Raw genomic sequence first — 18,621 nt, 5'->3', positions numbered from 1 at the left:
TCTTCACCATCTACAAAACGTAAAACCTCGCCAGTTTCAGTTTCTAGTTCAAAATCTAAAATCCACTCTCGCATTTTAGTAATACAATCATGACTTTTTTCCCATTGCAAACGTTCTTTATCTTTATATCTTTCATGAGATCCTGAGGTAGAGTGTCCTTGAGGTTGTGTGAGTTCTTTTACATGTATTAAAACTGGCACGTGTTCTTCTCTGGCAATTTTTGCGGCTTTTTGATAAACATTCATCAATTGAACATAATCCCAGCCATTAATTACAAAAATTTCGTAGCCTTTATTTTCGTGATCTCTCTGAAATCCTTTTAAAATCTCTGAAATACTTTCTTTTGTAGTTTGGTGTTTTGCGTGCACCGAAATTCCGTATTCATCATCCCAAACACTCATTACCATAGGTACTTGTAGAACACCTGCTGCATTTATGGTTTCAAAAAACAAACCTTCACTTGTACTAGCATTTCCAATAGTACCCCAAGCTACTTCATTGCCTTTGTCAGAAAAATTGGTGTTGTTTTGTACGCTTTTTTCGTTTCTATATATTTTAGATGCTTGTGCTAAGCCTAACAAACGCGGCATTTGCCCAGCAGTTGGTGAAATATCTGAACTAGAATTGTATTGTTTAGTTAGGTCTTTCCATGAACCATTTTCATTTAAACTATGTGTTGCAAAATGCCCTCCCATTTGCCTACCTGCAGACATTGGGTCTGCTTTTATGTCTGTATGTGCATACAAACCTGCAAAAAATTGTTGTGCTGTAAGCTCGCCTAAAGCCATCATAAAGGTTTGGTCTCTGTAGTAACCAGATCTAAAATCGCCATGTTTAAAGGCTTTTGCCATCGCCAATTGAGGCACTTCTTTTCCATCACCAAAAATACCGAATTTTGCTTTACCAGTAAGCACTTCTCGCCTTCCTAATAAGCTACATTCTCTACTTATTCGTGCAATTTTATAGTCTTTTAAAACCTCTTTCTTAAATTCATTAAAAGATATTTCTCGAGTATTTAAAGGAACTGTTTTCTGCAACATAATTTGAGGAAATTTAGTTGTGCAAAGATAGTTTTTTTAATTGATATTTAAAAATACCTTCGGTTACTAAGAATATGTTAATGTTTTTGTAAATTTCACTAATATTGTTGATAATTACACAATAAAAGTAGGTTTTGTTGAATTTATAGAAAACCTCTCCTTACAAAATTGAAAATAGAGCGTAGATTGCCAGTAAAAGTAAATCTAATTTTCTCGGCATAAGCTTGCTGACCAACTTCCCAACCATTGTTTGAATACAAAGGAAAATAAATCTCAAAAATATTATGAACAAAGTTTAATCGAATACCATTATTGTAAGCAAAATAAATAGGGTTATTTTTATTTTTTAAAAATGCTACATCGTTATAAAACTCCACCCATCTCCATAAACCAAAACTTGAATTTAAAGAAACCATATATTGATTGGCAAATCTCGTTGGCAATACAGATTTAAAACCTCCTTCTGCAATAATGTATTGTTGACTGAAAATACCTGTATCTTCTGAGCGCCCAAAATAATTAAGCTGAAATAAATAATCGTTGGCTCTATCTAGTCCGAAACTAAAAAAATTTCCTGTAGTGTTATTGCTTAAAAATGTACCCGCATACAACCTAAAATCTAATTGCGTATCTGATGTAGATAAAGATCGATAACGAAGGTCTGCTGCAATCTTTGAGAAATTTTCAGCTACCTCTAAACTAAAATTATACCTGAATTCTTTAATGATATCAGGATTCATATAATTATATCTTAAGTTAAAAATAGTGTATTGATCTTCTGGACCAACAGGTTCGTTTAAAGGTCTTTCTCTATTAATATAAAGCATTCTTGCGGTTATGGCTTCTTGCGTGGCATCTCGTAAATCTTTTCTTTTAAAAATTAAATTTACAAAAGGTACAAAAGAAGTATACGATAATTCTGGTGCATAATCAGATGTTCCTCCAGCCATACCATAAACAATTTTATAAATGTTCGTTTTTTCAAAGTACTGATGATACTTGATTTCAAAATTACCAATAACCGAACCACTTTTTGTGGCATAAGCTGGTGCTATAGATGCTTCTAGGTTTCTTTTAATTAAAGGCTTGTTGTGTAAACTAACCCCAAGAGTTAATCCGTTGTAAAAATTATAACTGAAATTAGGTTGATAAAATAGCTGATTGTAATAAGGGTCTTGAATGTCTTTTATTAAACTAAATTTTAAGGGTTTATTAAAGATTCTGTTTTGCAATCGTTTCCAATTATCTAAAGTATTTAATTCTGGGTAAAAATTTTCATAGTTTAAACTAACCTTATTAATTCCTTTTTTAGGTACTGTAATCGTTGCTGTGTCTTTGATTCCAGTAATCCATTTTTTATATATTACTTCCTTGTTTTGTAATCCATATAGCAAAACAGGGGTGGTGATATTTCGTTTATTTCTAATTGTTACTGTAACACTATCTTCTTTAACCTCAATATCATCAATAGTATGGTCTATTTTTTTGTTGGTAGTAATAAAATCGTTAAAAAACCAACCTATTTCTTTTGTGGTTTTAGAAGCTAATAATTTTTGAAAATCATTGCTGTTTACAATTTTAGTTTGGTTATTTTGATAAAAATCTTTGATGGTACTATTCAAAATACTGTCTCCTAAATAGCCTTTTAAATATCTAAAGGCCATACCAGCTTTATATTTATTAGCAATTTTTCTATTAAAATTAGAAAGTGAATCTGCAGAGGTGGTTAACGACTGATCTAAAAATTTACGAGAAACAAATTGATAAATTAATGGATATTTGTCATTAAAATCTGCTTTTGCGATGTTAAAAGTTTTCAAGAAAAATGTATCAGAAAATTTACCTAAAATTTTTGTATCAGGATAAAATTCTTCAATGTATTCTATCATAAAATAATTTTGCAAACCATCTAACAACCAATAATCTTTTCTTTTGTTTAAGAACAATGTGCTTTCAATATATTTTCTACTTAACGCTTTAAACATAGTGATGTCTGCCTTAAAGGTCTCAGAAAATGGACGTAAGAAATCTGGAAGTTGAGTTAAACCAATAACTGGATCTTTTTTTTGTGTAGTTTTATCTATAAATAGTTCTTTATGTGGATGTTGCCCCAAGTAGTTTTCTAAAAATTGAATATTTCTGTTTAAAATGACGATTTTAGATTTATAATCCAAATCATATTCTTCTCCCAAAACATTTGTGTAGACATTGATTTTTTTTGTTTTGTAGGTTTTAAATTGTTTCGTTTTATTGATGCTTAAAATAACATCTGCTTTTTTCTTACCTACTAAATAATAATTGTTAACGTATTCTTTTTCAGTATTATATTGATATAAGTTACTTTCTAAAATATAATTTTTCGGGATATTGATATCTATTTTAAAGTCGGTTGGTTTCTCATATAAATCATCAATATTTAGGTTACTCATTAATGCCCAATCATTTTCATAAACGGCTGGTGTAATGTACCAAAAACGCAAATGGTAGCCTTTTTTTGTCTTTCCATATCCTGTAAAAGAGGCATTGGGTATTTTTACAGTATACGTTATGATTATTTTGGTTTTTTCTTTTGGTAGTAATGGTTTGGGTAATGCTATGTTTAAAATATCGGCTCTTTTATCAACTTCATTAAAGGGAGTGTTTTCAAAATTTACAGTTAAGTTTTTAATGGTAGTTTTACCTAATTTACGTTCATTAGCAAAATACAAGTCTTTTCTGTAGTCTTTGATAAACCTTTTGGATAAAGGTGTTTTTCTATCTCTAAAACTATTTGGCCAGTTGTGTAAATAAATATTTTTTAAGATTGTATCTGTTGTATTGAAAAACTCAATTTCTTGCTTTATAATCATTTCATCAGTATCAACATTTAAATTTGCTTGAATAGAAATTGTATTTTCTTGCGCTAAATAAGCACAGCAAAACAAAAATGTAAAAAGTGTTGTAAAGATGTTTTTCAATTTATTTTTTTATAAATTTTAGGGGTGTAAAGGCATCTGCTTTTAAAAAATAAACTCCTTTTGTTAACGAATTGGTCTCAATTTGCAATTCAGTTGTACTTATATTTTTTTGTTGATAAACAATTTGGCCAAGTTGATTGTAGATGGTAACTGAATTTACTGTTTCTTTTAATGATAAAGTTATTGAATTTTTAACAATATTAGTGCCAATAAATGAAATAGGGCTGTTTTTATTTACAGATAAGGTGTTTCTTGGGGTTTCTAAAGTCATTACAATAGGTAAATGATCACTAAACTGATATAATGCATTTCTTAATTCTTGAGAATATGTTCCATCACAAGAGGTATTACTTACATAAGAATTATAGCAATTGCCATTATTACCTATAGTTTGATAACTATTTTTAACATAGTGCAAATCTGAATTGGTTTTTAGATTTTCTGACATTAGAATAAAATCGAAACGATCATCCATACCACCTCCAGCTCCATCACCATTAACTTGAAAGGTTCTTGTTGATTGCGAGTGGATGTCTGAGAATGAACTATTTCTCCAAAAATAACTAGAACTAGAACTGTAAAACTCAAAAGGATCGCCAACATTGGGATTATTTGGAAATGGATCTGCTGGTTTATCAAGAGGATCTATAATTTTGATGGTATTTCTGGAATCAGATAAAATACGATAACCATCTTCGTTACTTGTATAGAAGTTAAAATCGCCAGAAAAAAGTACATAACTATCCTGAGGAATTTCATCTAAAGCATCTAAAAAATTTACAACAGAATTGTAACGTTTTAAACGATTTTCACTTCCTGTTGAAGCTTTTAAATGAGTTACAAAAACTTCGATTTCAATAGGGTTTGCAGCTGAATTAGCTGTATTTAAACTAAACGTATAGTGATTAATGTCTCGAATGCCAGTTGGAATTACCTTTGTGGAGGTTAGTGTTAGTTTTTCTGCATTGTAATATACCATTTGAAACAATCCTGTAGCTGGAGATTCACTTTCTTTAAAAGGTGCTTTCTGAAAATTTGAATTAAAAGGGATGATTGCATTTTCATACAAATAATCAGAAGCATTTTTATTGTTTAATTCGCAAACCATAAACAAGTCTGGGGCTACAGTTTGCAAAACAGTTTTTAAATGAACTGTTCTGTTTTGGCTATTGACACTAGAATCGTAGTTTAACAAGTTGTAAAACATCGATTTAATACTGGTTTGTGCACCAACAGATAAAATAGTAAAGAAGTATAAAAAGAGAACTCTTTTTTTTACCATAGTTAAAAATTCGGCTTTAATTTATATTTCGCGTAGAATTTGTTGAAGTGTTCAACAGCTTCATCAGCAGAATCTACAACTCTAAATAAATTTAAATCATCTTCGCTAATATTACCTTCTTCTATAAGGGTGTTTTTAATCCAATCTAACAAACCAGTCCAAAACTTTTTACCTACCAAAACAATTGGAAAACGACCTATTTTTTTAGTTTGAATTAACGTAATCGCTTCAAAAAGTTCATCCATAGTACCAAAACCTCCTGGCATTACTACAAAACCTTGCGAATATTTTACAAACATTACTTTACGCACAAAAAAGTAGTCGAAATCTAAACTTTTTCCTGGATCAATCCAAGGATTATCATGCTGCTCAAAAGGCAATTCTATGTTTAAGCCAACTGAAAGTCCTTTTCCTCTATTTGCACCTTTATTACCAGCTTCCATAATTCCAGGTCCACCACCAGTAATAACGCCAAAACCACTTTGGGTTAATTTAAAAGCAACTTCCTCTGCCAATTTATAATAAGGATGATCTGGTTTTGTGCGCGCAGAACCGAAAATAGAAACACAAGGACCAATTTTGCTTAAACGTTCATATCCTTCAACAAACTCGGCCATTATTTTAAATATAGCCCAAGAATCGTTGGTTTTTATTTCGTTCCAAGTTTTTGGTTGAAAACGTTCTTTTATTTTTCTATCGTCGTTTGTCATAATTGATATAGTTAAAAACTTTTCTAAAAGAAAAGTATACTAAAATAAGTTTTTTAAAAATCTTTCGTTAATATATGCTGTGCTAATTTTTATGTCAGTTCTTTTTTCAAAAATTTAGCAGTGTAACTTTTTTTGTGTTTTGCAACTTCTTCAGGCGTTCCTGTTACTAAAATTTTCCCACCTTTTTTTCCACCTTCCATACCAACATCAATAATATAATCTGCCAACTTGATAACATCTAAATTATGTTCTATAATTAAAACGGTATTTCCTTTATTGGCTAATTTGTTTAAAACTTCCATTAGTACTCGAATATCTTCAAAATGCAAGCCTGTTGTAGGTTCGTCTAAAATATAAAAGGTGTTACCAGTATCCCTTTTAGATAATTCTGATGCCAGTTTTATACGCTGAGCTTCTCCACCAGAAAGCGTAGTAGATTGTTGACCAAGTGTAATATAACCTAGCCCAACATCTTTAATGGTTTTTAATTTTCTGTGGATTTTAGGTATGCTTTCAAAAAAAGAAGTGGCGTCTTCAATAGTCATGTTTAAAACATCAGAAATCGATTTGCCTTTATACCGAATTTCTAAAGTTTCTCTGTTAAATCTTTTTCCTTGACAGGTTTCGCATTCTACTTGCACATCTGGTAAAAAGTTCATTTCAATTACACGAACTCCACCACCTTGACAGGTTTCACATCTTCCTCCTTTTACATTAAACGAAAATCGTCCAGGTTTATATCCACGAATGGCAGCTTCTGGAGTTTTGGCAAAAAGGCTGCGAATTTCATCAAAAGTTTTGGTGTAGGTTGCAGGGTTAGAACGTGGAGTTCTACCAATGGGAGATTGATCAATATCAATTACCTTGTCTACATGTTCTAAACCTTCAATTTTTTTATAAGGCATAGGTTTTTTTACACCTCTGTAAATATGGGTATTTAATATAGGATATAAAGTTTCGTTAATTAAGGTAGATTTTCCACTACCTGAAACTCCGGAAACACAAATCATTTTCCCTAAAGGAAACTCGACTGAAACATTTTTTAAATTGTTACCAGAAGCACCTTTTAATTTAATGCTTTTTCCATTTCCTACTCTACGTTCTTTTGGAACTTCAATTTTTCTTTTTCTTGTTAAATAATCTGTGGTTAACGTATTGTTTTTTATGATTTCATCATACGTACCTATACTTACAATTTCTCCTCCATGTCTACCAGCTCCAGGACCAATGTCTAAAACATAATCCGCTTTTTTCATCATGTCTTCATCGTGTTCTACGACTAAAACAGAATTACCAACATCCCTTAATTTGATTAAAGAATCTATCAATTTTTGATTGTCTCGTTGATGTAAACCAATACTAGGTTCATCTAAAATGTATAAAACACCAACCAATTGTGAACCAATTTGTGTTGCCAAACGAATTCGTTGAGCTTCTCCACCAGAAAGCGATTTAGAGGTTCTATCTAACGTTAAATAATCCAAACCAACATCTAATAAAAATTGAATGCGCGTTCGAATTTCTTTTAAAATTTCTGTAGCAATAGTAATTTGTTTCTTGGAAAGTTTTTGTTCAATTTCCGAAAACCAAAGCGCCAATTCAGTCACATCCATTTGTGCTAAATCGCTGATGTTTTTATCAATAATTTTAAAATGTAGCGCTTCTTTTTTTAATCGTTTTCCCTCACAAGTTTTACAAGTTACTTCATCCATAAAACCTTTAGCCCAACGTTTTATTGAAGTACTTTCTGCATTTTTATATTGGTTTTCTATAAAGGCAACAATCCCTTCAAAATCAATTTTATAATTTCTAGTTACCCCAACTGTTTTAGATTCAATTTTAAAAGTTTCATTACCACCGTTTAAAATAATATCTAAGGCTTTTTTAGGAATATCTTTTATGGCATCAGTTAATTTAAATTGATAACGTTCTGCAATATTTTGAATTTGTTTAAAAATCCAACTGTTTTTTTGTTCGCCTAAAGGTGCAATTCCTCCTTTTTTAATAGAAATTGTATCATCAGGAATTACTTTGTTGTGGTTTATTTCTTGATTAACACCTAATCCATTGCAAGTTGCACAAGCACCTTTTGGAGAGTTAAAAGAAAAAGTATTCGGTTCTGGATTTGGGTATGCAATACCTGTTGTTGGACACATTAATTCACGACTAAAATATCGAGGAGAATTATCATCGATATCAATAATCATCATAATATTATTACCAGAATATAAAGCTGTTTTAATAGTTTCTTCTAAACGTTTTTCTGAAGATTCGTTTATCAGTAATCGATCAATAACTACTTCAATATCGTGCGTTTTATATCGGTCTAAACGCATTCCTTTTTCAATTTCTCTAATTTTACCATCAACACGAACTCTTACAAAACCTTGTTTTGAGATTTGTTCGAACAATTCACGATAATGTCCCTTTCTAGATTTAATAAGAGGAGCTAAAATGGCTACTTTTTTACCATCAAAATCTTTTAAAATTAGTTCTTTTATTTGCTCATCAGAATAACTCACCATTTGCTCATTCGTATTGTACGAATAAGCGTCTGCAGCTCGTGCAAATAAAAGCCTTAAAAAATCATAAATTTCAGTGATGGTACCTACTGTAGACCTCGGACTTTTATTTGTGGTTTTTTGCTCAATAGAAATTACAGGAGATAAACCATCAATTTTATCAACATCAGGTCTTTCTAATCCTCCTAAAAACTGTCTTGCATACGCAGAAAAGGTTTCAATGTAACGTCTTTGTCCTTCAGCATAAATGGTGTCAAACGCTAGAGACGATTTTCCACTTCCGCTTAAACCAGTAATCACAACCAGTTTTTCGCGTGGAATTTTTACATCAATATTCTTTAAATTATGTGCTCTTGCTCCGTAAACTTCTATGTATTCTTGATCTTTCAAAAAAAGGTGGTTTTTGCAAAAACGCAAAGTTAATCAATACAAATCATTTTTAATTAAAATGTAAATAACAAATACCTAGATATTGTTATCTTGCAATAAAAATGGAAAGCAGAAAATTTATACATACTATTCGTCATTTTTTCGAAAGACACGGATTTGGATTTTTTCAAAGATTAGCAGATAGATTGGGTATGCGTGCCAAAAATGTGCGTATTTATTTTATTTATGTTACTTTTTTTACGGTAGGTCTTTCATTTGGTTTTTACCTCACTTTTGCATTTGCAATGAAGTTAAAAGATTTAATTTATACCAAGCGTAGCTCGGTTTTTGATTTGTAATTTATGAAGGTACTAAGCTCTAAAATACATAAAATATCAGTCTTAGTTACTTCTGTTTTAACAGTAGGTACATTAGGCTATATGTCCTTTTCTAACTACACTCTAATAGATGCCTTATATATGACTGTAATTACTGTCACTACAGTGGGTTTTGGAGAAGTGCATCCTTTTACACCCGAAGAAAAAATATTTACAATTTTTTTAATTCTTACAAGCATTACAATTTTTGGTTATGCAGTTTCAGCATTTTCAGAATATTTAGTTAGTGGTCAATTTTTCGAACATTTTAAACATAGAAGAGTGGAAAAACAAATAGCAGAGTTACAAGGTCACACTATAGTTTGTGGTTATGGTAGAAATGGAAAACAAGCTATTGTAAAACTCCAAAATTACAATAAAGATTTTGTGGTTGTAGAAAAAAACAAAGACATGATTACCCTTTTGGATGAACATGGGTTGTTGAATATTGAGGGTGATGCCACTTTAGATGAAACTTTATTAAATGCAGGTATTAAGAAAGCAAGTGCTTTAATTGCAGCTTTACCATCTGATGCCAATAATCTGTTTATTGTGCTTACAGCGAGTCAGTTAAATAAAGATTGTAGAATTATAAGTAGAGCATCTAATGAATCATCTTACAGTAAACTTAAAATTGCAGGTGCAGATAATGTAATTATGCCAGATAAATTAGGAGGCAATCATATGGCTTCTTTGGTAACCACTCCAGATGTAATTGAATTTGTAGATAGATTAACAATTGAAGGTGAAACAACTGCCAACCTTGAAGAAATTGATGTAGATACCTTACCTAAAAAATATTTAGGCAAAACAATTTTAGATTTAGATTTAAGAAGGCAAACAGGTTGCACAGTTATTGGATTTAGAAATCCAGACAAAGATTATGTGATAAATCCAGAAGCTTCTACACCTTTAGTTCAAGGTGCACATTTAATTGTTTTAGGAAGACCAGAGCAAATTACAAAACTTAGAGAATTGTTTTAACGAATTGTATTTGGTTGTAAAAAAGAATTTAAAATATCGAAGTTAATACGTATGATAAAAGTTATTATTACTGGTAGCAATGGTTTACTAGGGCAATCTTTGTTAGCATTATTACTTAAAGAGAAAAATAAGTACCAGGTTTTTGGTTTTTCAAGAGGAAAAAATAGAAGCGGAAGAGACGATTTTAATTACGTTTCTATTGATTTAACCCAAAAAGAAAATCTAAAAAAAACAATTCGAGACATTAATCCAGATTTTATCATCAATACTGCAGCAATGACATTGGTTGATGATTGTGAAATAGATAAAGAAACTTGCGATCTTTTAAATGTTGATGTAGTACAGTGGTTGGCAGAAGTTTCAGAAGAAATGAATATACATCTAATACACTTATCAACAGATTTTATTTTTGATGGAGAACAAGGATATTATAAAGAAACAGATCAGCCAAATCCTTTAAGTTACTATGGATTATCTAAAGTTAAATCAGAAAACTTATTACTTAACTCAAAAATAGACTATACTATTTTAAGAACCATTTTAGTGTATGGAAAAGTGTTTTCTATGAGTAGAAGTAATATTGTACTTTGGGTAAAAAGTATGTTAGCCCAAGGAAAACAAATCACAATTGTAAACGATCAATTTAGAATGCCAACTTATGTAGATGATTTAGCACTTGCCTGTAAAATTTCGATGGATAAAAAAGCGACAGGAATTTATCATATTTCATCTAAAGAATTATTAAGTGTTTTTGAAATTGCGCAACAAGTAGCAGATGTTTTTGAATTAGATAAAAGTTTGATAAAACCTATTTCATCAACAACATTAAATCAAACTGCAAAACGACCTCCAAAAACAGGTTTTGACTTATCAAAAACAAACAAAGTTTTAAATTTTTACCCAAAATCTTTCAAAGAAGATTTACAAAGGTTTAAGGAAACCTTAAGATAAAAATTACTTTTAACTCCTAAAAGTTGTTAAAAGAGCATTTTTTTAAGATATTGCACGTCAGTAAATTCAAAAAACTAACAATAATTATTATTATGAAGAAAAAACTTCTTTCACTGCTTTTATTAGCAATACCAATGTTAACTTTTGCACAAAGTACTACAGATAAAATTGATACCGTGTTCAAAGATTATACAGGCTGGTTTGTAGATGCTATATTTTACGAAATACCATTTACAGAAACCTTTCAATTACCATGGGTGTTAATTGTGCTAGTTGGTGGTGCATTGTACTTTACTTTTTATTTTAAGTTTATAAACTTTACAGGGTTTAAAACGGCTATTCAAGTAGTGAGAGGTAAATATGAAGATATCGAAAAACATGGTGTAGATACACTTTATGGCGATCAAACTCCAGGAGGAGACGTTTTTGAAACTATAAAAGATGAAAGTGCAGATGGTGAAGTTTCTCACTTTCAAGCATTAACAGCTGCATTATCTGCAACAGTTGGTTTGGGAAATATTGCAGGTGTTGCTGTGGCATTATCTATTGGTGGTCCAGGAGCAACGTTTTGGATGATATTGGCTGGACTTTTAGGGATGGCATCAAAATTTGCAGAATGTACGTTAGGTGTAAAATACAGAGATGTTGGCGAAGATGGAACGGTTTATGGTGGACCAATGTATTACCTTACTAAAGGATTAAAAGAAAAAGGTGCAGGTGGTTTTGGAAAAGTATTGGCAGTTTTATTTGCCATTTTTGTAATTGGTGGTTCCTTTGGTGGTGGAAATATGTTTCAAGCTAACCAAGCTGCAGCTCAGTTTACAAAACTTTTTGAATTAACAGGGCCTAATGCAGGATTGTATTTTGGAATTGTTATGGCTATTTTAGTGGCAGTAGTAATTATTGGAGGTATTAAAAGAATTGCTTCGGTTACAGAAAAAGTTGTACCATTTATGGCGGGTATTTATGTATTAGCTTCCTTAATCATTTTGTTTGCAAACTTTTCATTGATAGATGATGCATTCGGATTAATATTTAAAGGAGCATTCTCTGGATTAGGAATTGCAGGTGGTTTAATTGGTGTTATGATACAAGGTATTCGTAGAGGAGCATTTTCAAACGAAGCTGGTGTAGGTTCTGCAGCAATTGCACACTCTGCTGTAAGAACAAAATATCCTGCAAGTGAAGGTATTGTTGCCTTGTTAGAACCATTTGTAGATACAGTGGTAATTTGTACAATGACAGCTCTAGTAATTATAATTACAAATTTCGACGGTCAGTTTATGGAGTATGGTGTAGAGATTAAAGAAGGTGTAGAATTAACTGCAACAGCTTTTGATTCTGTAATTCCTCACTTCTCTGTGGTGTTAACGATAGCCGTAATTTTATTTGCTTTTTCTACTATGATTTCTTGGTCTTATTATGGTATGCAAGGATGGAAATTTTTATTTGGTAGAGGTAAAGTAACTGATTTAGTATATAAAATTTTATTTTTATTCTTTGTAGTTGTTGGTGCATCAATAAGTTTAGGAGCTGTAATTGGTTTCTCTGATGCAATGATTTTTGCCATGGTTGTTCCTAATATTATTGGGGTAATTATGCTATCACCAGTAATTAAAAAAGAACTCTCAAAATATATGGGTGCAATTAATAAAAAAGAAGAAGCCATTGAAGATGGTGCTGTAGATATTAACGAGCACATGTAAAACAATAGTTGTTTAAAATGAAAATATTTAAATCCCATTTCTGGTACAATAAAAGCCAAAGAAATGGGATTTTACTTTTAGTAACCCTAATTGTTTTACTTCAGGTTTTTATAGTTATCGATCCTTTTTCTAGGGATGAAAAAATAAACTTAAAAAGCACAGAACTGCTAGCTTTTCAACATCAAATTGATAGTTTAAAGTTGATTGAATTAGAAAGCAGAAAGCCAAAAATTTATCCTTTTAATCCTAATTATATTACAGATTATAAAGGCGAACAATTAGGAATGTCTTTAGATGAAATTGATAGACTGTTAGCATTTAGAAAAACAAATAAATTTATAAATTCGAAAGAAGAATTTCAAAAAGTAACTCAGGTTTCAGACACTTTACTCAATAAGATAGCACCCTATTTTAAGTTTCCAGATTGGGTGGTTGCAAAAAATAATAAAAGTAAATCTGCTGCTACTTCTAATTCAGTTCAGAAGTCTTACAATAAGAAACGCAACTACAAACTCACAACAACAGATATCAATAAAGCAACAGCCGAAGATTTAAAAACTATCAATGGAATTGGCGAAGCGTTTTCAAAACGAATTATTAAGTATCGTTCTAAATTGCAAGGTTTTTCTTTTAAAGAGCAACTTTACGAAGTTTGGGGTTTAGACAAAGAAGTAGCAGATAAAGTGCTAGCAGTATTTAAAATTAATGAAAAGCCCATCATAAATAAAATCAACGTAAATACTGTAGAATTCAAACAGTTATTAAAAAATCCTTATATCGATTACGAGCTTTGTAAAAAGATTTTTAATTACAGAGATGAAGTTGCAGAACTACAAGATATCTCAGAATTAAAAAATATCAAAGATTTTCCTGTAGAGTTGTATGATAGAATAGTCTTATATTTGTTAGCTGAATAATTTAACAAATTTCGAGCCTAATGAACAGTATGTATTTTACTGAAGAACACGAATTTTTTCGTGCAAGTTTCAAAGAGTTTTTACAAAAAGAAGTTGTCCCTCATATAGATAAATGGGAGGAAACTGGAACCATAGAACGTTTCATTTGGAAAAAGTTTGGAGATATGGGCTATTTTGGATTATCAACTCCAGAAGAATATGGAGGGTTAGATTTAGACCTCTTTTATACAGTGATCTTCTTAGAAGAAATGCAAAAAATTAATTCAGGAGGTTTTGCAGCAGCTATGTGGGCGCACGAATATTTAGCGATGACACACCTTAATAAAGAAGGCAATCATCAACAAAAAGAAAAATACCTAGTTCCAAGTGTTTTGGGCGATAAAATAGGCTGTCTTTGTATAACAGAACCTTTTGGAGGTAGTGATGTAGCAGGCATGCGTTCCACAGCAATAAAAAGTGGAGATACTTATATTTTAAATGGTTCAAAAACTTTTATTACTAATGGAGTGTATTCAGATTATTTAATTGTAGCTGCAAAAACAAATCCATCAGATAAATACAAAGGTATCAGTATGTTTATTGTAGATAGATCTTCAAAAGGAGTATCTGCAACAAAATTAAAAAAGTTAGGGTGGAACGCCTCTGATACAGGTGAAATTGCTTTCGATAATGTAGAAATTCCAGCTGAAAATTTGTTAGGAGAAGAAGGTAAAGGTTTCCCTTACATCATGCAACATTTCGCCCTAGAACGTTTGTTAATGGGCGTCAATGCACACGCAAGAGCAGAATATGCAGTAGATTATGCTATAAAATATATGGAAGAAAGAGTTGCTTTTGGCAAATCATTAGATAAATTCCAAGCTTTAAGGCACAAAATTGCTGAAATGGCAAGTAGAGTAGACATGTGTAGAGAATATAATTATTCCATCACAAAAAGGTTAGATCAAGGAGCTTACGTTGTAAAAGAGGCAAGCATGTCTAAACTGCTTTCAACAAAAATGGCAGATGAGGTAATTTATGATGCCTTACAATTATTAGGGGGTTATGGATATATGGAAGAATATCCAATGGCAAGACTGTTAAGAGATAGCAGGTTAGGACCAATAGGAGGTGGAACCTCTGAAATCTTAAAAGAGATTATCGCAAAAATGGTAATTGACAAGAAAGAGTACAAGCCAGCAACCTAGTTTATTGAATTACTATTTTTGGCGAAAATAATCTTCAGATTATCGCAAAAATGGTAAATTATAATAAGTATAATAAGTCAGCACATAATTACTTTTGCTAACCACTAACCACTAACTGAATCTGGGCGTTCCCTAAAGGTCGGGCTTTCACTACTCGCTTTTTTTATGCAGAATTTAATTCAGCATCTGTCTGTTTTTATACATAGCTGTATTAAAGTAACTATAAGTGTAATCTAATTTAGCATAAAAAAGAGCTCAAACAAACCGTTCAATCCCTAACGCAGGCGTATTTAAGAAAATATTTCAATAAAAAATTTGTAATCCAGATTTAATAACTACATTTGCAGTCCAAAAATTAAAATTTACAGTTCAACTGTTTAAAATATTTAAGATACTTATGAAGGGAGGTGCCAACTTATGTTAATTATACCAGTAAAAGAAGGAGAAAATATAGATAGAGCTTTAAAACGTTACAAACGAAAGTTTGACAGAACAAAGACAATGAAGAATTTACGTAACAGAAAAAACTTCACAAAGCCATCTGTAGCGAAAAGAGCTCAACGAATTAAAGCCTCTTACGTTCAAAGATTAAGAACACAAGAAGAAGTAGGTTAGTGAAACTCAATTTTTAAAAGTTGCATAGCAACGCATTAAAAATTACAAGTTGAATTAATTCTGATGAAAATCAGAAACTATAACTTTAAAAAACAAAACTCGTATCAACTTAAATTGATGCGAGTTTTTTTGTGCTTTAAATTTTGTAATTTTACCAACAACCAACAACCAACAACCAACAACCAACAACCAACAACCAACAACCAACAACCAAGAACCAACAACCAATAATGTGATAAACTCTTTTTTAGAATACATATCTTTAGAAAAAAAATATTCTGTTCATACAATAACAGCTTATAAAAACGATTTAATTTCTTTTCAAGATTTTTTGATTACAGAATGCAATCAAGAAGATTTGTTAAATGTAAATTATAGTCAGGTTAGAAGTTGGATTGTTTCTTTGGTCGATTTAAAAATTTCAAATCGTTCAATAAATCGAAAAGTAAGCACATTAAAGTCATTCTATAAGTTTCTTCAGAAAACACATCAAGTTAAAGTTAACCCACTTTCAAAACATAAATCCTTAAAAGTCAAGCAAAAGGTTCAAGTTCCATTCAATTTAAATGAAATCAATGATGTTATCAATTCAGTTCAAGAATATAACGATTTTACAACTGTAAGAAATAAACTAATTGTTGAGCTATTCTATGCAACAGGAATTAGAAGATCAGAGTTAATTAATATTAAGGAAAAAGATGTTGATTTATCAAACAAAACAATAAAAGTTCTTGGAAAAAGAAACAAAGAAAGGTTTGTTCCGTTATTAATGCCTGTTTTACAAACCTTAAAACACTATTTAGAAATTAAAAAGCAAATCTCAATAAATATAGAAGAACTTTTTATTACTGAAAAAGGGAATAAAATTTATGAAACTCTTGTCTACAGAATTATAAATTCATATTTTAGTAAAGTCTCTACAAAAGAGAAAAAAAGTCCCCATATTTTAAGACACTCCTTTGCGACGCATCTTTTAAATGAGGGGGCAGATTTAAATTCGGTTAAAGAGTTACTAGGGCACTCATCTTTAGCCTCAACACAAGTCTATACTCATAATAGTTTAGATGCAATTAAAAAAGTGTATAACCAAGCTCACCCTAGGAGTAATAAAATAGAATAAAGTATGAAAGTATTCACCCAATCCGTAAACTTTAATGCAGACAAAGATTTAATTACATTCACAAATGAAAAAATTTCAACTCTATCAAAATTTCATGATAAAATAGTTGATGCTGAGGTTTTTTTAAAGGTTCAAAATACGAGCGATAAAGAAAATAAAATAACAGAGGTAAAAATTAATATACCTGGAAAAGAATTAATTGTAAAAAGAGAAACCAAAACTTTTGAAGAAGGAGTGAATTCTGCTGTAGATAACCTAAAAAGACAGTTAAAAAGATCAAAAGAGAAGCATAGAGATTCATTAATTTCATAAAAACTTAAAAAAAAGTAAAAATTAATTCAAAAAAGTTTTTAAATTTAAAAAAACTTTATACATTTGCAATCCGTTAGAAATAGCGGGTTGTTTTTTTGCAACAAAAGCCGATGTAGCTCAGCTGGCTAGAGCAGCTGATTTGTAATCAGCAGGTCGTGGGTTCGAGTCCCTCCATCGGCTCAAAAGAACAAGATTTAAGTTCATTAAAATAAAAGTTTTTGGGAGTGTCGCATAGTGGCTATTGCAGCAGACTGTAACTCTGTCGTCGTGAGACATCGTTGGTTCGAGTCCAACCACTCCCACAAAAACTTTTTAAGAATGCGAAAGTAGCTCAGTTGGTAGAGCGTCAGCCTTCCAAGCTGAATGTCGCCGGTTCGAACCCGGTCTTTCGCTCTAATAAACCCAGCAAAGCCGGTGTAGCTCAGTTGGTAGAGCGCATCCTTGGTAGGGATGAGGTCACGGGTTCAAATCCCGTCATTGGCTCATAATAACTAGTATTATTAGACACTAAATATATTTAAACTAAAGAATTAAAATCAATAATTATGGCAAAAGGAACTTTTGACCGTTCGAAACCACATTTAAATATTGGTACTATCGGACACGTAGATCACGGTAAAACAACTTTAACTGCGGCTATTACTAAAGTATTAGCTGATGCAGGATTCTCTGAGGCTAGATCTTTTGATCAGATTGATAATGCACCAGAAGAAAAAGAAAGAGGTATTACAATTAATACTTCTCACGTAGAGTATCAAACTGCTAATCGTCACTACGCGCATGTTGACTGTCCTGGTCACGCGGATTACGTAAAGAACATGGTTACAGGTGCTGCTCAAATGGACGGTGCAATTTTAGTTGTTGCTGCTACTGATGGTCCAATGCCACAGACTAGAGAGCACATCTTGTTAGGTCGTCAGGTAGGTATTCCTCGTATCGTTGTTTTCTTAAACAAAGTTGATATGGTTGATGATGAAGAGCTTTTGGAATTGGTTGACATGGAGGTAAGAGAATTATTATCTTTCTATGAATATGATGGTGATGAAGGGCCAGTAGTTTCTGGATCTGCTTTAGGTGCTTTAAATGGTGAGCAAAAGTGGGTTGATACAGTTTTAGAATTAATGGAAGCTGTTGATAATTGGATTGAAGAGCCAACTCGTGAAGTTGATAAAGATTTCTTAATGCCGATAGAAGATGTTTTCTCTATTACAGGTCGTGGAACTGTTGCTACAGGTCGTATTGAAACTGGAATAGCAAACACAGGTGATTCAGTTGATATTATCGGTATGGGTGCTGAAAAACTTTCATCTACAATTACTGGTATTGAAATGTTCCGTCAAATCTTAGATAGAGGAGAGGCTGGAGATAATGCTGGTATCTTGTTAAGAGGTATTGCTAAAGAAGATATTAAAAGAGGAATGGTGATTTGTAAGCCAGGTTCTGTAACTCCACATGCTAAGTTTAAGGCTGAGGTTTACGTTCTTAAAAAAGAAGAGGGTGGACGTCACACTCCGTTCCATAATAACTATCGTCCGCAGTTTTATGTAAGAACTACTGATGTTACAGGAACAA

General features: G+C 31.5%; 16 protein-coding genes and 4 tRNA genes. 14 read left to right on the top strand and 6 right to left on the bottom strand.

Features of this window, described 5'->3' with window-relative positions; genetic code table 11:
- The 5 genes from ACTG3V_RS13010 to uvrA all read right to left on the bottom strand — a co-directional run.
- Positions 1-1,040: thiamine pyrophosphate-dependent dehydrogenase E1 component subunit alpha (locus tag ACTG3V_RS13010; RefSeq protein WP_439132602.1), on the bottom strand; the 1,040-nt coding region annotated here is incomplete at its 3' end.
- A 143-nt stretch (positions 1,041-1,183) separates the two neighbouring features.
- On the bottom strand, positions 1,184-3,997 hold the full coding sequence (locus ACTG3V_RS13005) for an aminopeptidase (RefSeq protein ID WP_439132601.1): 2,814 nt from the start codon (positions 3,995-3,997) through the stop codon (positions 1,184-1,186).
- A gap of 1 nt (position 3,998) precedes the next feature.
- Positions 3,999-5,279 carry a T9SS type A sorting domain-containing protein gene (locus ACTG3V_RS13000; protein ID WP_439132600.1) on the bottom strand — a complete coding sequence of 427 codons (1,281 nt, stop codon included), beginning with the start codon at positions 5,277-5,279 and terminating at the stop codon, positions 3,999-4,001.
- Positions 5,280-5,281: 2 nt separating this feature from the next.
- Entirely contained in the window at positions 5,282-5,989 is a 708-nt protein-coding gene (locus tag ACTG3V_RS12995) for a TIGR00730 family Rossman fold protein (protein ID WP_439132599.1), read from the bottom strand.
- Between the two features lie 89 nt (positions 5,990-6,078).
- Positions 6,079-8,901 (bottom strand): excinuclease ABC subunit UvrA, encoded by a 2,823-nt coding sequence (uvrA, locus tag ACTG3V_RS12990; RefSeq protein ID WP_439132598.1) that lies wholly within the window; start codon positions 8,899-8,901, stop codon positions 6,079-6,081.
- 101 nt (positions 8,902-9,002) lie between these two features.
- On the opposite strand from uvrA, the gene ACTG3V_RS12985 reads away from it, so the two are divergent.
- From ACTG3V_RS12985 to rpsU, 7 genes are all read left to right on the top strand, one after another.
- Positions 9,003-9,239, top strand: a complete 237-nt coding sequence (locus tag ACTG3V_RS12985) for a PspC domain-containing protein (RefSeq protein WP_439132597.1) — start codon at positions 9,003-9,005, stop codon at positions 9,237-9,239.
- 3 nt (positions 9,240-9,242) lie between these two features.
- The gene (locus ACTG3V_RS12980; protein WP_439132596.1) at positions 9,243-10,241 is read left to right on the top strand and encodes a potassium channel family protein; all 999 of its coding nucleotides are present in this window, start codon (positions 9,243-9,245) and stop codon (positions 10,239-10,241) included.
- Positions 10,242-10,292: 51 nt separating this feature from the next.
- Positions 10,293-11,192: an SDR family oxidoreductase gene (locus ACTG3V_RS12975; protein ID WP_439132595.1), complete on the top strand. Its 900-nt coding sequence runs from the start codon at positions 10,293-10,295 to the stop codon at positions 11,190-11,192.
- Between the two features lie 92 nt (positions 11,193-11,284).
- Positions 11,285-12,898 (top strand): alanine/glycine:cation symporter family protein, encoded by a 1,614-nt coding sequence (locus ACTG3V_RS12970; protein ID WP_439132594.1) that lies wholly within the window; start codon positions 11,285-11,287, stop codon positions 12,896-12,898.
- Positions 12,899-12,915: 17 nt separating this feature from the next.
- Positions 12,916-13,815 (top strand): helix-hairpin-helix domain-containing protein, encoded by a 900-nt coding sequence (locus ACTG3V_RS12965; RefSeq protein ID WP_439132593.1) that lies wholly within the window; start codon positions 12,916-12,918, stop codon positions 13,813-13,815.
- 20 nt (positions 13,816-13,835) lie between these two features.
- A complete protein-coding gene (locus ACTG3V_RS12960; protein WP_439132592.1) occupies positions 13,836-15,002 on the top strand; it encodes an acyl-CoA dehydrogenase family protein in 1,167 nt (388 codons plus the stop codon).
- 417 nt (positions 15,003-15,419) lie between these two features.
- Positions 15,420-15,617, top strand: coding sequence for a 30S ribosomal protein S21 (gene rpsU / locus ACTG3V_RS12955; protein ID WP_015480739.1), 198 nt, complete (start codon positions 15,420-15,422; stop codon positions 15,615-15,617).
- A gap of 54 nt (positions 15,618-15,671) precedes the next feature.
- Here rpsU and ACTG3V_RS12950 read toward each other — a convergent pair whose 3' ends face one another.
- Complete coding sequence (locus ACTG3V_RS12950) at positions 15,672-15,875, bottom strand: hypothetical protein (RefSeq protein ID WP_439132591.1); 204 nt, start codon at positions 15,873-15,875, stop codon at positions 15,672-15,674.
- Between ACTG3V_RS12950 and ACTG3V_RS12945 the strand changes: the two genes are divergently transcribed.
- The 7 genes from ACTG3V_RS12945 to tuf all read left to right on the top strand — a co-directional run.
- Complete coding sequence (locus ACTG3V_RS12945; protein ID WP_439132590.1) at positions 15,850-16,737, top strand: tyrosine-type recombinase/integrase; 888 nt, start codon at positions 15,850-15,852, stop codon at positions 16,735-16,737. The genes ACTG3V_RS12950 and ACTG3V_RS12945 overlap by 26 nt on opposite strands.
- A 3-nt stretch (positions 16,738-16,740) precedes the next feature.
- Positions 16,741-17,049 (top strand): ribosome hibernation-promoting factor, HPF/YfiA family, encoded by a 309-nt coding sequence (gene hpf, locus ACTG3V_RS12940; RefSeq protein WP_439132589.1) that lies wholly within the window; start codon positions 16,741-16,743, stop codon positions 17,047-17,049.
- Positions 17,050-17,155: 106 nt separating this feature from the next.
- Positions 17,156-17,229, top strand: a tRNA-Thr gene (locus ACTG3V_RS12935).
- A gap of 40 nt (positions 17,230-17,269) precedes the next feature.
- Positions 17,270-17,351: transfer RNA gene (locus ACTG3V_RS12930), tRNA-Tyr, on the top strand.
- A gap of 18 nt (positions 17,352-17,369) precedes the next feature.
- Positions 17,370-17,442 (top strand) — tRNA-Gly (locus ACTG3V_RS12925).
- 17 nt (positions 17,443-17,459) lie between these two features.
- Positions 17,460-17,532: transfer RNA gene (locus ACTG3V_RS12920), tRNA-Thr, on the top strand.
- A gap of 62 nt (positions 17,533-17,594) precedes the next feature.
- The coding region (tuf, locus tag ACTG3V_RS12915) for an elongation factor Tu (protein ID WP_439132588.1) at positions 17,595-18,621 on the top strand (1,027 nt) is incomplete at its 3' end.

Origin of the sequence: Polaribacter sp., assembly GCF_965660385.1 — a bacterium.
Lineage (GTDB): Bacteria > Bacteroidota > Bacteroidia > Flavobacteriales > Flavobacteriaceae > Polaribacter.
This window is presented reverse-complemented; position numbering and strand designations above follow the sequence as displayed.

Coding starts and splice junctions, on each gene's coding strand:
- ACTG3V_RS13000 (WP_439132600.1), bottom strand. CDS start 5,279: ATGGTAAAAAAAAGAGTTCTCTTTTTATACTTCTTTACTATTTTATCT.
- ACTG3V_RS12995 (WP_439132599.1), bottom strand. CDS start 5,989: ATGACAAACGACGATAGAAAAATAAAAGAACGTTTTCAACCAAAAACT.
- ACTG3V_RS12985 (WP_439132597.1), top strand. CDS start 9,003: ATGGAAAGCAGAAAATTTATACATACTATTCGTCATTTTTTCGAAAGA.
- ACTG3V_RS12980 (WP_439132596.1), top strand. CDS start 9,243: ATGAAGGTACTAAGCTCTAAAATACATAAAATATCAGTCTTAGTTACT.
- ACTG3V_RS12975 (WP_439132595.1), top strand. CDS start 10,293: ATGATAAAAGTTATTATTACTGGTAGCAATGGTTTACTAGGGCAATCT.
- ACTG3V_RS12970 (WP_439132594.1), top strand. CDS start 11,285: ATGAAGAAAAAACTTCTTTCACTGCTTTTATTAGCAATACCAATGTTA.
- ACTG3V_RS12965 (WP_439132593.1), top strand. CDS start 12,916: ATGAAAATATTTAAATCCCATTTCTGGTACAATAAAAGCCAAAGAAAT.
- ACTG3V_RS12960 (WP_439132592.1), top strand. CDS start 13,836: ATGAACAGTATGTATTTTACTGAAGAACACGAATTTTTTCGTGCAAGT.
- rpsU (WP_015480739.1), top strand. CDS start 15,420: ATGTTAATTATACCAGTAAAAGAAGGAGAAAATATAGATAGAGCTTTA.
- ACTG3V_RS12950 (WP_439132591.1), bottom strand. CDS start 15,875: ATGTATTCTAAAAAAGAGTTTATCACATTATTGGTTGTTGGTTCTTGG.
- hpf (WP_439132589.1), top strand. CDS start 16,741: ATGAAAGTATTCACCCAATCCGTAAACTTTAATGCAGACAAAGATTTA.